At 63.6% G+C, this 12892-nt stretch carries 12 protein-coding genes; 4 read left to right on the forward strand and 8 right to left on the reverse strand.

The features are described from left to right. Nucleotides 1–2: 2 nt before the first annotated feature. The 3 genes from gatB (at nucleotide 3) to AC07WT_RS00675 (ending at nucleotide 3304) form a co-directional block, all read left to right on the forward strand. Nucleotides 3–1478, forward strand: a complete 1476-nt coding sequence (gene gatB / locus AC07WT_RS00665; protein ID WP_494945694.1) for an Asp-tRNA(Asn)/Glu-tRNA(Gln) amidotransferase subunit GatB — start codon at nucleotides 3–5, stop codon at nucleotides 1476–1478. Between the two features lie 144 nt (nucleotides 1479–1622). Then, on the forward strand, nucleotides 1623–2462 hold the full coding sequence (locus AC07WT_RS00670) for a PPK2 family polyphosphate kinase (protein WP_494945695.1): 840 nt from the start codon (nucleotides 1623–1625) through the stop codon (nucleotides 2460–2462). 62 nt (nucleotides 2463–2524) lie between these two features. Then, nucleotides 2525–3304 carry an exodeoxyribonuclease III gene (locus AC07WT_RS00675; protein WP_492590649.1) on the forward strand — a complete coding sequence of 260 codons (780 nt, stop codon included), beginning with the start codon at nucleotides 2525–2527 and terminating at the stop codon, nucleotides 3302–3304. A gap of 121 nt (nucleotides 3305–3425) precedes the next feature. Here the strand turns inward: AC07WT_RS00675 and AC07WT_RS00680 are convergent, their stop codons facing one another. From AC07WT_RS00680 to argB, 7 genes are all read right to left on the reverse strand, one after another. Then, nucleotides 3426–4670 carry a M48 family metallopeptidase gene (locus AC07WT_RS00680; RefSeq protein ID WP_494948357.1) on the reverse strand — a complete coding sequence of 415 codons (1245 nt, stop codon included), beginning with the start codon at nucleotides 4668–4670 and terminating at the stop codon, nucleotides 3426–3428. Nucleotides 4671–4693: 23 nt separating this feature from the next. After that, nucleotides 4694–6088, reverse strand: a complete 1395-nt coding sequence (locus AC07WT_RS00685) for an AmpG family muropeptide MFS transporter (protein ID WP_492590646.1) — start codon at nucleotides 6086–6088, stop codon at nucleotides 4694–4696. A gap of 14 nt (nucleotides 6089–6102) precedes the next feature. After that, nucleotides 6103–6711, reverse strand: a complete 609-nt coding sequence (gene metW / locus AC07WT_RS00690) for a methionine biosynthesis protein MetW (protein WP_492590645.1) — start codon at nucleotides 6709–6711, stop codon at nucleotides 6103–6105. After that, complete coding sequence (metX, locus tag AC07WT_RS00695; protein ID WP_115099355.1) at nucleotides 6708–7853, reverse strand: homoserine O-succinyltransferase MetX; 1146 nt, start codon at nucleotides 7851–7853, stop codon at nucleotides 6708–6710. Before metX ends, metW begins: the two co-directional genes overlap by 4 nt. A 295-nt stretch (nucleotides 7854–8148) precedes the next feature. Then, nucleotides 8149–8841 (reverse strand): nucleoid occlusion factor SlmA, encoded by a 693-nt coding sequence (gene slmA, locus AC07WT_RS00700; RefSeq protein WP_494945696.1) that lies wholly within the window; start codon nucleotides 8839–8841, stop codon nucleotides 8149–8151. Continuing rightward, the gene (locus AC07WT_RS00705) at nucleotides 8808–9599 is read right to left on the reverse strand and encodes a pyrimidine 5'-nucleotidase (RefSeq protein WP_494945697.1); all 792 of its coding nucleotides are present in this window, start codon (nucleotides 9597–9599) and stop codon (nucleotides 8808–8810) included. The genes slmA and AC07WT_RS00705 overlap by 34 nt, the downstream gene beginning before the upstream one ends. A 203-nt stretch (nucleotides 9600–9802) precedes the next feature. After that, nucleotides 9803–10702, reverse strand: coding sequence for an acetylglutamate kinase (gene argB / locus AC07WT_RS00710; protein ID WP_007179687.1), 900 nt, complete (start codon nucleotides 10700–10702; stop codon nucleotides 9803–9805). Nucleotides 10703–10967: 265 nt separating this feature from the next. Between argB and AC07WT_RS00715 the strand changes: the two genes are divergently transcribed. Further along, on the forward strand, nucleotides 10968–11192 hold the full coding sequence (locus AC07WT_RS00715; protein WP_492590641.1) for a cysteine-rich CWC family protein: 225 nt from the start codon (nucleotides 10968–10970) through the stop codon (nucleotides 11190–11192). Nucleotides 11193–11212: 20 nt separating this feature from the next. Here AC07WT_RS00715 and AC07WT_RS00720 read toward each other — a convergent pair whose 3' ends face one another. After that, a complete protein-coding gene (locus AC07WT_RS00720; RefSeq protein ID WP_494945698.1) occupies nucleotides 11213–12853 on the reverse strand; it encodes a tetratricopeptide repeat protein in 1641 nt (546 codons plus the stop codon). Nucleotides 12854–12892: the final 39 nt, after the last annotated feature.

The raw sequence follows: 12892 nt of genomic DNA on the forward strand, positions 1-12892 counted from the left end.
CCATGACCAAGCAATGGGAAGTCGTGATCGGTCTGGAGACCCACGCGCAACTGTCGACGAAATCGAAGATTTTCTCGGGCGCCGCCACGCAATTCGGCGCCGCGCCCAACACGCAGGCGTGTCCCGTCGATCTCGCTTTGCCGGGCACGCTGCCGGTGATGAACCGCGGCGCGGTGGAGCGTGCGATTCAGTTCGGCCTTGCGATCGGCGCGACGGTGGCGCCGCGCAGCATCTTCGCGCGCAAGAATTATTTCTACCCTGATCTGCCGAAGGGCTATCAGATCAGCCAGTACGAAATTCCTGTCGTGCAGGGCGGCCAGGTGACGATTCAAGTGCCGGCCAACGAAAAAGCGGGCAAGGAAGCGTACGAGAAGGTCGTCAACCTGACTCGCGCCCACCTCGAAGAAGACGCGGGCAAGTCGCTGCACGAAGACTTCGCGGGCATGACCGGCATCGATTTGAATCGCGCCGGCACGCCCTTGCTCGAGATCGTCACCGAGCCGGAAATGCGCAGCGCGGCTGAAGCGGTGGCGTATGCGAAGACGCTGCACACGCTCGTCACCTGGCTCGGCATCTGCGACGGCAACATGCAGGAAGGCTCGTTCCGTTGCGACGCGAACGTGTCGGTGCGGCCGGTCGGCCAGGCGGAATTCGGCACGCGCGCCGAGATCAAGAACCTGAACTCGTTCCGCTTCCTCGAAGAAGCCATTCAGTACGAAGTGCGCCGCCAGATCGAGCTGATCGAAGACGGCGGCACGGTGGTGCAGGAAACGCGTCTTTACGATCCGGACAAGCGCGAAACGCGCTCGATGCGCAGCAAGGAAGACGCGCACGATTACCGCTATTTCCCCGATCCCGATCTGATGCCGCTGGTGATCGATCCGGCGTGGGTCGAGCGCGTGAAGAGCGAGATGCCGGAACTGCCGGTGGCGATCCAGCAGCGCTTCGTGTCGCAATACGGCCTGACGCCGTACGACGCCAACGTGCTGACGTCGAGCAAGGCGATGGCGGCTTACTACGAAGCGGTAGTGCAGAAGGTCGGCCAGGCGCAGGCCAAGGTCGCGGCAAACTGGCTGATGGGCGAAGTGTCGTCGCAACTGAATCGCGAGGACCTGGATATCGCCGGGAGCCCGGTTTCGGCGGCGCAACTCGCATTGCTGCTGCAACGTATCGCCGACGGCACGATCTCGAACAAGATCGCCAGGGAAATTTTCCTCGTGATCTGGGAAGAGAAGGCCACCGACGAAGCCGCTGCCGATCGCATCATCGAAGCGAAGGGTTTGAAGCAGATTTCGGACACGGGCGCGCTGGAAGCGATCATCGACGAAGTGCTCGCCGCGAACCAGAAATCGGTCGAGGAATTCCGCGCCGGCAAGGAAAAGGCGTTCAACGCGCTGATCGGCCAGGCGATGAAAGCGACCAAGGGCAAGGCCAATCCGGCGCAGGTGAACGAACTGCTGAAGAAGAAGCTGTCCTGAGTTGAAGCTGAGGGGAAGCTCAGTTGAAGAAACGCGGCTGAAGCGCACGCTTTAGCCGCCACGGGCTGTTGCCGGAAACGAAAGTGGGGCAACGGCCCGTTTCATTTTGCGCGCACGTTTAAACGCAGATCACGGAGTGTGTGAATGGCGAAGCAACCCGAACTCGACGATTTCCGCGTACCGTATTTCGACGACGGCAAGAAGAAGAGCAAATTCTCACTCGACGATTTCGATCCGGCCGCGAAGCCGTTTTCGAGCGGTTCAAAAGAGGGCGACCGCGCGCGTTTGTCGGAGATCGGTGCGAAGCTCGACACGTTGCAGGAGCGCCTGCACGCACAGCAGAAGCGTCGCATGTTGCTGGTGCTGCAAGGCATGGACACGAGCGGCAAGGACGGCACGATCCGCGCGGTGTTTCATGAAGTCGATCCGCTCGGTTTGCGCATCGTGCCGTTCAAGGCGCCGACGCCCGTCGAAATGGCGCACGATTTCCTGTGGCGCGTGCATGCACAAGTGCCGGCGGCCGGCGAGCTGACCATCTTCAACCGCAGCCACTATGAAGATCTGCTGGTGCCCACTGTGCTCGGCGACCTGAGCGCCGAAGCATTCGAGCAACGCTGCTGCCACGTTCGCCAGTTCGAGGAGATGCTGGCATACAGCGGGACGACCATCATCAAGTGCATGCTGCACATTTCGAAAGACGAGCAGCGTGCGCGTCTGCAAGCGCGGATCGACGATCCGAGCAAGCACTGGAAATTCGATGTGTCCGATCTCGACGCGCGCAAGCAGTGGGACAAGTATCAGGCGGCGTACCTCGACGCATTGGCCGCCACGTCGATGGATTACGCGCCGTGGTATGTGATTCCGGCCGATTCGAAGACGCATCGCAACGTGATGATCGCCGAGTTGCTGTTGCGCACGTTCGAAGGGTTGAAACTCGAATATCCGCCGCCCAAAGAGTCGCTGAAGGGCGTCAGGGTCGAGTGACCTGTCCTTCGGCCTGGCCGTGAATTGAACGAACTGAACGAATTGAACATAAGAGGAACGACATGTTGCGTGTGATTACCGCGAACCTGAACGGCATCCGCTCAGCGGCGAAGAAGGGCTTTTTCGACTGGTTCGGCGAACAGAAAGCCGACGTGCTGTGCGTGCAGGAAATCAAATGCTCGCAGGACGACATGACGCCCGAATTCATGGCGCCGCACGATTTCACCGGCTATTTTCAACATGCGGTGAAGAAGGGTTATAGCGGCGCGGGCGTGTACACGCGTCATGAGCCGGACGAAGTCGTGATCGGTTTCGGCAGCGAGGAATTCGACGCCGAAGGGCGCTATGTCGAACTGCGTTTCGGCAAGCTGTCGATCGTGTCGGTGTATGTGCCGTCGGGTTCGAGCGGCGATGAGCGCCAGCAGGCCAAGTACCGCTTCATGGACGAGTTCATGCCGCATCTCGCGGAACTGACCACAGAGCGTGAAGTGATCGTGTGCGGCGACGTGAACATCGTCCACAAAGAGATCGACATCAAGAACTGGAAGAGCAACCAGAAGAACTCAGGCTGCTTGCCGGAAGAGCGCGCGTGGCTGACCAGACTGTTCGACGAAGTCGGTTACGTGGACGTGTTCCGCACGCTCGATCAGCGGCCGGAACAGTACACGTGGTGGAGCAATCGCGGCCAGGCGTATGCGAAGAACGTCGGGTGGCGGATCGACTATCAGATCGCGACACCGGGCATTGCCGGCAAGGCGAAGCGCACCGACGTGTTCCGCGATATCAAGTTCAGCGACCACGCGCCGCTGACCGTCGATTACGACCACAAGCTCAAGAAGTAATCACAGAATGAGCGCCGCTTGAGCCGCTTGAGCCGCTTGAGCCGCTTGAGCCGCTTGAGCCGCTTGAGCCGCAAGCACGGCAAGCACGACGAGCGAGCCGCGAACGCGCGGCTCGCCAAACTCAATCGCGGACCAACTTGCGGCGCGGACGACCCATACCGGCATAGTCCGGCAGCGCGTCCACGCTTTTGCCGGCTGCCTTGGCATAGAGCGGCAGCATGTCCGGCAAGCGCTTGACGATATCCTGGCGGCGCGCCTGCGTGTACGGATGCACATAGATGAAACCTTGCTCGCGATTGCTGCGCGTTGCCGTCGCCAGCTTGTCCCACAGCGTGACCGCCGCGCGCGGATCGAAGCCGGCGCGCGACGCGATATCGCTGCCGATCACGTCGGCTTCGGTTTCGTCGGTGCTCTCGTACTTCATTTCCAGCAACTGCGAGCCGATGCCGAGCGGCGCCGCGCCGAGATCGGCGAGCCCGAACAGCTGCGGAATCGCGCCCGACGAACCCAGTTGTCCCGCCTGTTGCTCGCCGAGCCGCTCGCGCGCATGCTCGCGCAACGCGTGCGCGATCTCGTGGCCGATCAGCATGCCGAGTTCGTTGTCGTTCAGCCGCACGCGGTCGAGCAGTCCGCTATACACGACGATCTTGCCGCCCGGCAGACAGTACATGCGGATATCGGACGAGCGCACCACCGCCACATCCCACTTCCAGCCCTTCGCCCGCTCGTTCCATTTCAGCGAGTAAGGGATCAGCTTGTCGGTGATCGAACGCACGCGCGTGACGTGCGCGTTGGTGTCGCCGTACAGACGGTTCGCGTGGTCGGCGCCACGCGCGATCTGGTCGAACTCTTCGGCGGCTTGCGCCTCGAGCATCGGCGACGGAATCAGGTTGCGGAACACCACATAGCCGCCGTAGCGCAATTGCGAGTTCGGACCGTACGACGAGGCCCCAGGCGAGGTTGAAGCGCCGGGCGCCGATGTGGCGGCGGGCGCTTTTGCGGCGGTGGGCGGCAGTGCGGTAGGCGCGGGCGTCTTGGCCGTTACCGGCGCAGGCTGCGGCGCGGGCGGCGGTGAAGCCGGCGGTGTGGCGGCGGGTGCGCTGCCGGCGGTTGCAGCGTTATTCGCGCCGGGCGCCGCCGGTGCCGGGTTCTCGGGGCCGGCCGCGCTCAGCGCCGATTTTGCCGCCGGCACGGTGGCCGGCGTCGGCGCACTGGTGGCGGCCGCGGGCGTTGCCGTCGCCGTCGCCGTCGCGTGTGCGCTCAACGGAGTGGCGAGCGTGACGCCGGCATAGCCGAACGCCATTGCAGCATGCAACACGGCGCGGCTGGCCTTGCGGGAGGCGGCCGAAGAGGCATCCGCGCGCATCACGCGCTTTGGCAGACGCACCGTCACGACTGGTTTCTCCAAGGGGCGATCCGCAGCAGAAGCAGCATGCCGGGCAGCGCCAGCGCGGTACACACGATGAAGTAGTCGAACCAGCCAATCTTCGCGACCACGTAGCCGCTTGCCGCTGAAGCCAGCGTGCGCGGCACCGAAGCCAGGCTCGTGAACAGCGCGAACTGGGTGGCCGTGTAGCGAGGATCGGTGGTGCTGGCGATGTAGGCGGTGAAGGCCGCCATGGTCAGACCGGTCGAGAAGGTTTCGAAGCCGTACACGAGTGCGAGCGCGACCGAGCGCGGTTCGAGCTGCACGGCCCAGTCGACGCCCACCACGGCCAGGAGCCTGGTCGCGCCTTGGCTTACCCAGACGGCGATGTCGTAAATCGCAGTCAGACCGGGCGAGGCCGGCCCGAGATGCGCGAGCCAGGCAAAACCGAGCGTCGACACCATCTGCAGGATGCCGAAGATCCACAGGCCGCGGCCGATACCGATCTTCATCAGCCAGATTCCGCCGACAATCCCGCCCGCGAGACTCGCGCCAAACGCGGTGGTCTTCGCGATCACGCCGATCTGCGTACGTGAAAAGCCGATGTCGAGGAAAAACGACGTGGACAGCGTGGTCGCCATCGTATCGCCGAGCTTGTACAGGAAGATGAAGCCGAGCACGAACAGCGCGCCGCGCCAGCCGTCGCGTTGAATGAATTCGCTGAACGGCTGCACGATCGCTTCGCGCAGATTCTTGGGCGGCGTGCCGTGTACCTCGGGTTCGCGCACTACCAGCGTCATGATCATGCCGGGCAGCATGAACGCACCGGTGACGATGAAAACGGTGGTCCACGGCAAATGATCGGACAGAATCAGCGCCAGCGAACCCGGCACCAGCGCGGCGATTTTGTAAGCGTTCACATGCACCGCATTGCCGAGACCCTGCTGCGTGTCGCTCAGCAGCTCGCGCCGGTAGGCGTCGATCGCAATGTCCTGGCTCGCACCGAAGAGCGCGACCAACGCTGTCAAGGCCGCGACGGTCCAGATCGCGTCTTTGGGTGAGACGAAGCCGAGTGTGGCGATCGCACCGGCGACCAGAATCTGCGTGACCAGCATCCAGCCGCGCCGTCTGCCCGGCCGCCAGCCCGGAAAACGCGGCACGTAGCGGTCCATCAGCGGCGCCCAGACGAATTTCCAGGTGTACGGGAACTGAATCAGCGCAAACAGGCCGATTTCCTTCAGATTGACGCCTTCTGAGCGTAACCACGCCTGCACCAGATAGACGAGCGTGAACAGCGGCAGTCCGGACGTAAAGCCGAGAAAGACGCAAATCAGCATGCGCGTATTCAGGAACGCGCGCCAGCCGGGATGTTCTTCGTGAGCGGTAAGTGCAGGCGCCTCGTGCGGCGGGTTCGACATGTGGATAACTTGCGTTAGCTTTTCTTGACGCGATAGACCGCAAGACTACCACGCCAGTTCACGCCCCACCGCACCGCCTGGCCGTCGTGCAGCACCACGCGGTCGAGAATTTCGATGCCCACCTCCGGCGCCAGCGCCTCGAAATCCTTGATGGTCAGCACCCGCACGTTCGGCGTGTTGTGCCACTGAAAAGGCAGCGACTTCGACACCGGCATGCGGCCCCGCAACACCGAGAGCCGGTGCGCCCAGTAGCCGAAATTCGGAAACGAGACGATGCATTCCTTGCCCACCCGCACCGTCTCGCGCAGGATCGCGGCCGTCTGATGAATGGTTTGCAGCGTCTGCGAGAGGATCGCGAAGTCGAAGCTGGCGTCCTCGAAGAGACGCAGGCCGTCTTCCAGGTTCTGCTGGATCACATTGACGCCGTTTTGCGTCGACGCCAGCACGCCGGCGTCGTTGATTTCGATGCCGTAGCCCTGCACGTCCAGTTCTTCAGTCAGCAGCGACAGCAGCGAGCCGTCGCCGCAGCCCAGGTCGAGCACGGTGGCACGGGGTTCGACCCAGCGGGCGATCGCGCGGAAGTCCGGGCGCAGCGCCAGATAATCGAGAGCTCGCTGGTTCATGCGTTCACCTCGTTCGCAATGCGTTCGTAATAGGCGCGCATCAGGTTGTGATAGCGCGCGTCGTCGAGCAGGAAGGCGTCGTGGCCGTGCGGCGCGTCGATCTCCGCGTAGGTCACCGTGCGCTTGTGGTCGAGCAGCGCTTTCACCAGTTCACGCGAGCGGGCCGGCGCGAACCGCCAGTCGGTCGAGAAGCTGGCGATCAGGTATTTCGCGGTGGTGTGCGCGACGGCGGCGGTCAGATCGCCGTCGAAGGCCTTGGCCGGATCGAAATAGTCGAGCGCGCGGGTGATCAGCAGATAGGTGTTCGCGTCGAAGTAATCGGCGAATTTGTCGCCCTGGTAGCGCAGATACGACTCCACCTCGAATTCGACGTCGAAGTTGAAGTTGTACTCGTCCACCGCGCCTTCCGCGCGGCGCAGCGCCCGGCCGAATTTCTCGGCCATGTCGTCGTCCGACAGATAGGTGATGTGGCCGATCATCCGCGCGACGCGCAGGCCGCGTTTCGGCTTCACATTGTGCGCGTAGTAGTTGCCGCCGTGGAAGTCGGGGTCGGACAGGATCGCCGAGCGCGCCACTTCGTTGAAGGCGATGTTCTGCGCGGAGAGCTTCGGCGTGGAGGCGACCACGATGCAATGGCCGACGCGCTCCGGATACATCATGCTCCACGCGAGCGCCTGCATGCCGCCGAGGCTGCCGCCCATCACCGCGGCAAAGCGCGTGATGCCGAATTCATCGGCGACGCGCGCCTGGGCATTGACCCAGTCTTCGACCGTCACGACGGGAAACGTCGCGCCGTACGGCTTGCCGGTGGCCGGATCGATGCTCATCGGGCCGGTCGAGCCGAAGCACGAGCCCAGGTTGTTCACGCCGATCACGAAGAACTGGTTGGTGTCGAGCGGCTTGCCCGGACCGACCATGTTGTCCCACCAGCCGATGTCCTTCGGATTATCGGCATACACGCCCGCCACGTGGTGCGAAGCGTTGAGCGCGTGACACACCAGCACGGCATTGCTGCGCGCGGCGTTGAGCGTGCCGTAGGTCTCGACCATCAGGTCGTAACCGGCGAGCGAACTGCCGTTCTGCAAGCGCAGCGGCTCGCTGAAATGCATTTTTTGGGGAGCGACGATACCGATCGATTCCATTCATTCCGCCATTTAACAAAAGAGGGCGGCTAGACGGCGTCGGCAAAGCACGGAGGAGGCGACTGTGTGCGGGGCTGACGACCTCTTTAGCCGCATTTGTAATGAACCCCGGGATGGTTCCCGGCAGTTCGCGCGCCCGCAATCGAGTCAGCAAATCGGCGCGTGAGATGTTCAGAGTGTTCTGGATTGCGGCCTCAAGCGCATCGAGGGGCCGCAGTCAGGCGCAAAGTATAGCGGAAATTCTCGCGTGGCAGCGTCGTCGGCGCTCGTATGAGACCGCGCACGCCCGCGCGGACTACTGAAGAATCAGCAGCAACTGGGCGTCGGCGTGTTCGGCGGGCGGGCGCGCAAAGCCGCTGCGCACGTAGCGGTGCCAGCGGCCGATGATATAGCTCAGCAACAGGCTCGCGCGAATCGCCGGATCGTAGCCGGCGGGCAGCGGGACGCCATGGTTCACGCTCCCGGCGCTCGCGTCGGCGGTTGCGCCGGCCTCCATTTGAGCGAGCCGCAGACACTGCTTCAACGACGCCTCGACCCGCTCCAGCATCTGATTGACGCGTTCGGTCAGCCGCTCATGCTCGCCGACCAGCGCCTCGCATGTCAGCACGCGCGTCATGCCGGGATTCTTCGCGGGGAAATTGAGCAGCATCAGCGCGATCGAACGCGCTTGCAGTACGCCGTTGCTTTCCTTGTCGGCGATCTGGTTGATCAGGCCGAAGATGGTTCGTTCGATGAACTCGATCAACCCTTCGAACATTTGCGCCTTGCTGGCGAAATGCCGGTACAGCGCGGCTTCCGAGACGCCCAGGCGGGCGGCGAGCGCCGCCGTGGTGATCTTTTCGTTCTTCGGCGCCTCCAGCATCGCGGCGAGCGTCTGGAGGATGTGCACGCGGCGCTCGCCCGGCTTCAGGCGCGGCGCACGCGGGTTTGCCGCGGGTTCGGGCTCGTGTTCGGCTACGGCTTCGTCAGGCTTGTCGATCGGCTGCATGTCTGTCGTCCCTTCAGTCGCACCGAGCGGGTGCCCAGTCGTAACGATTTTAACGAACGAATGCATCGGTCGACATAGTGCGGCCGGCCGGTGCCCGGCAGACGCGTCGGCACGCCGTCCGCATGCGGCTTGCGCGGCAGATGGCCAGTGATCCACACGGTGCGGATGCCGAGCCGCCGATAGCTCTTCAGATGCGAGCGCGTGTCTTCGACGAGGATCGTGTCTTTGAGCGACACGTGCGCATCGCGCATCGCTTTGCGCAGCATCGCGTGGTCGGGTTTGGCGCGCCAGCCGCGACGGTCGCGCATGTGCTCGATCGCGATCACCTGCTCGAACAGGCGCTCGATGCGCAGTTCGGCCAGCACGGCGCGCGCATAGGCTTCCGGCGCATTGGTCAGCACGATCTTGCGGCCGGGCAGCGCCGCGACGAGGCGCGCGATCCCGCGCTCATGGCGGATCATCGAACCCAGATCGGGAAACGTGTGCACGACCTTCAGGAAATCGTTCGGATCGAGCGGATGGTGCCGCGCGAGCCCAAGCAAGGTCGCGCCGTAGCGCTGCGTGTAGCCGGTGCGGAGGCGGTCGGCTTCGTCGATTTCGACTTGCAGCGCGTCGATGATGTACTGCGTCATCGCGTGGTTGATTGCCGGAAAGATCGCGTGCGACGCGTGGTGCAGCGTGTTGTCGAGATCGAACAGCCAGACCGGACGGCCGCCTGCGATGTGCGGACGACGGCGCCGGGAAGTGGGAGTGCGCATGATAAGAGGAGCCGGCTAGCGGCGTGCTGCCGCGCCGTGCGACGAACGCGAGCGGTTCGCGTTGCGGGCGGCGGGAGGACAGAGGTGTTTATTTTCGCGCGATTGGGCGGCGCGTGGTGTACCGATCGACGTCGCGAGCGTGCGTGGGGACATGCATGGCGCGCAGGTTGGACGCGCCGTGCATGCCGTGCTCGAAGCGGGGATCAATGCGAACGGATCATCGTGCCGAACGGTTGTTCGGTGAGAATTTCCAGCAGCACCGAATGCTCGATCCGGCCGTCGATGATGTGCACCGAACGCACGCCGCTCTTCGCTGCATCCAGTGCCGACGAGATTTTCGGCAGCATGCCGCCGGAGATCGTGCCGTCGGCGAACAGGCCGTCGATTTCACGCGCCGACAGATCGGTGAGCAGATTGCCTTCCTTGTCCATCACGCCGGGGATGTTGGTCATCATCACAAGCTTTTCGGCGTTCAGCACGACTGCCAGCTTGCCTGCGACCAGATCCGCGTTGATGTTGTAGGACAAGCCGTCTTCACCGAAGCCGATCGGCGAGATCACCGGAATGAACGCGTCGTCCTGCAGCGCCTTCACGACCGCCGGATTGATCGCCTCGACTTCGCCGACCTGGCCGATATCGACATACTGGCCGGGATTGTCGCGATCCGGCATCAGCATCTTGCGCGCGTGGATCAGGCCGCCGTCTTTGCCGGTCAAGCCGACCGCGTGGCCGCCGAAATGATTGATCAGCGTGACGATATCCTGCTGCACTTCGCCGCCGAGCACCCATTCGACGACTTCCATCGTCTCTTCGTCAGTGACGCGCATGCCTTGGATGAACGTGCCCTGTTTGCCGATTTTCTTCAGCGCCTGGTCGATTTGCGGACCGCCGCCGTGAACGATCACCGGATTGATACCGACCAGTTTCAGCAGAATCACGTCGCGCGCGAAGCCTTGCTTCAGGCGCTCTTCGGTCATGGCGTTGCCGCCGTATTTGATGACCACGGTCTTGCCGTGATACTGGCGAATGTAGGGTAGCGCCTCGGCCAGGATTTCAGCCTTCAGGGTGGGCGCAATCTGCGAAAGGTCGGGAAGCTCGGACATGGCGGCAGGCTCGGGCACGGAACAGTTGAAACAGGGCGAATTGTACAGGACTGGCGCGCTGCAACAGGGTTTTCGATAGCGCTGCTGGCGGCGGGCGGCGCGTGCTTTGCGCACTGCGCAATCGGCGGCTCTGGCAGGCTGGCGAAGGTGAAGCGTACAGCGATCCGAACCCACCCGTGAATAGGCCGAACGGACGACTGACGAAGCCTCGCCAGTCGTGGCATCATTTCCTGACCGATGCCTCAGCGAGACCATCCGGCCCGTCATGAAACCGTCTGCCTCCCGTCACCAAAGCAGCGCGCGTTGCCCGCGCTGCGGCAACGCGTTCGATTGCGCTATGCACGAACAGCCGTTCGACTGCTGGTGCCGCGCCTTGCCGGCATTGCCGGCCGACAGGCTGGATCCAAGTGGCCGCTGCTTGTGCCCTGAATGTCTCGCGGCAGAGATCGCACGAGTCGCGCAAGCCGGGTCTGGCGCGGACCCGGCTTGAAACCGGTGCGCTATGGCGATTTACGCCGCGCGCAGACTGGTCGCGAGCGCGCTCAGATCGCGCGCGACGGCTTCGAGCGCCGGGTCCCATTGGCCGAACTGTGGCTGCCGGCATAGCGTCGCGCTCGGATACCATGGGCTGTCGCGGCGATCGAGCAGCCAGACCCAGTGTGGATTGACGTCGAGCAGCACCCAGGTGCGCTGCCCGAGGGCGCCGCTCAGATGCGCCACGGACGTACAAACCGTGATGACGAGGTCGAGCGCGCTGACAAACGCGGCGGTGTCGTCGAAGTTGGTGAACTCGGCGGTGAAGTCGGTCATCGGCAAGCCGGCTGCTTGTGCCGCCGCAACGTCCGCCGCCGCGCCCGGTTGCAGCGAATAAAAGGCGACGTCTTTCATGCCGCCGAAATACGCCGCATAGCGTTCCCAACCCACCCGCCGAAACGGGTTGCGCTGGTGGCCGGCGCTGCCGGTCCATGCCAGTCCCACCGTGGGCCTGGTTTCGCCGGCAAGGCGCGTGCGCCATGACTTGCCGGCGGCAGCGTCGGCGCGCAAATACGGCATTGCAGCGGGGATCGTCTCTTCCCGCGTGTCGAATATGAATGGCAGGCTGAGTAGCGGAATCTCGCAGTCGAACGGCGGCAGGAATTCGACGCCGCCGCCCGCCGTGTAGCCGTCCACATGCTCGCCGAGGCTGCGTACCAGCAGCGCGCCCATCTGCGGAAACGAATTCCAGATCAGACGGCCGCCTTCGCGATGAACGCGCGCGGCCAGCAGCGGGATATAGCGGCTGAACTGCAACACGTCGCCCACGCCCTGCTCGCCCCACACTAACAGCGTTTTGCCGGCGAGCGGCTCGCCTTGCCAGGTCGGCGCCGGCATCTTCGGACGGTTGCCGCCCAGTTCCAAAGAACCTTCCCAGCGCGCTTCGTGCGCTGGCCAGCCGTACGCGTAGTCACCGCGCATCAGTTGCAACATGCTGAGATTGGAGCGCATCGTCGCGTTGTTGGGCGCAAGTGCGCAGGCGGTTCTTCCGGCCCGCTCCGCGTCGTCCCAGCGTTGCGCTTCACGCAGCGCCAGCGCATAGTTGTTGTGCGCCAGCGGGCTGTGCGGCGCGCATTGCACGGCTCGTGCGCCGGCTTCGAGCGCGCGCGGCAGATTCATACTGACGCGGCTTGCCTGCGTAAGATTGGTCCATGCGTCGCCTTCGTCAGGCTCGTCTTGCACTGCGCTTCCCAGTAGTGCGAGTTGTTCGTTCACGTCGCCGCCGGTGAGCGCCAGCGCGCCGGCGAGATTGTTGCGCAATGTTGGCAGCTTCGGATCGATTGCGAGTGAGCGACGATACGGTGCAATTGCTTCGCCATGCCGGCTTGCCATTTGCAGCACGTAGCCAAGGCGAAAGTGCGTAACAGCGCGGTTGGGATCGAGTTGGGCAATAATGGCGGCTAGCGCGATGGCGTCGTCGTGACGGTGGCGCCCGAGCAAAGCCGTGGTCATCGATTCGAGCGATGCGTCGTCGAGTGGATGCAGTTGCGCGGCAGCGTCGAGCCAGCTGGCCTGTGCTTGCGCGGTGCCGTTTCGTTGATCTGCGACAGCATGGCGCAGAAAATTCAGGAAAGCTGACGAGATGTCCCGCTCGGAATCGGAGGATGTAGACGGCATGAGTGTGTTCGGACAGCAGGAGAGCCGATGGTTGGCGAT

It is taken from the genome of Paraburkholderia sp. GW821-FHT02A12, assembly GCF_059422005.1.

Bases quoted from the DNA above. Each gene is read 5' to 3' on its own strand.
- gatB (WP_494945694.1), top strand. From the start codon at position 3: ATGACCAAGCAATGGGAAGTCGTGATCGGTCTGGAGACCCACGCGCAA.
- AC07WT_RS00670 (WP_494945695.1), top strand. From the start codon at position 1,623: ATGGCGAAGCAACCCGAACTCGACGATTTCCGCGTACCGTATTTCGAC.
- AC07WT_RS00675 (WP_492590649.1), top strand. From the start codon at position 2,525: ATGTTGCGTGTGATTACCGCGAACCTGAACGGCATCCGCTCAGCGGCG.
- AC07WT_RS00680 (WP_494948357.1), bottom strand. From the start codon at position 4,670: ATGCGCGCGGATGCCTCTTCGGCCGCCTCCCGCAAGGCCAGCCGCGCC.
- AC07WT_RS00685 (WP_492590646.1), bottom strand. From the start codon at position 6,088: ATGTCGAACCCGCCGCACGAGGCGCCTGCACTTACCGCTCACGAAGAA.
- metW (WP_492590645.1), bottom strand. From the start codon at position 6,711: ATGAACCAGCGAGCTCTCGATTATCTGGCGCTGCGCCCGGACTTCCGC.
- metX (WP_115099355.1), bottom strand. From the start codon at position 7,853: ATGGAATCGATCGGTATCGTCGCTCCCCAAAAAATGCATTTCAGCGAG.
- slmA (WP_494945696.1), bottom strand. From the start codon at position 8,841: ATGCAGCCGATCGACAAGCCTGACGAAGCCGTAGCCGAACACGAGCCC.
- AC07WT_RS00705 (WP_494945697.1), bottom strand. From the start codon at position 9,599: ATGCGCACTCCCACTTCCCGGCGCCGTCGTCCGCACATCGCAGGCGGC.
- argB (WP_007179687.1), bottom strand. From the start codon at position 10,702: ATGTCCGAGCTTCCCGACCTTTCGCAGATTGCGCCCACCCTGAAGGCT.
- AC07WT_RS00715 (WP_492590641.1), top strand. From the start codon at position 10,968: ATGAAACCGTCTGCCTCCCGTCACCAAAGCAGCGCGCGTTGCCCGCGC.
- AC07WT_RS00720 (WP_494945698.1), bottom strand. From the start codon at position 12,853: ATGCCGTCTACATCCTCCGATTCCGAGCGGGACATCTCGTCAGCTTTC.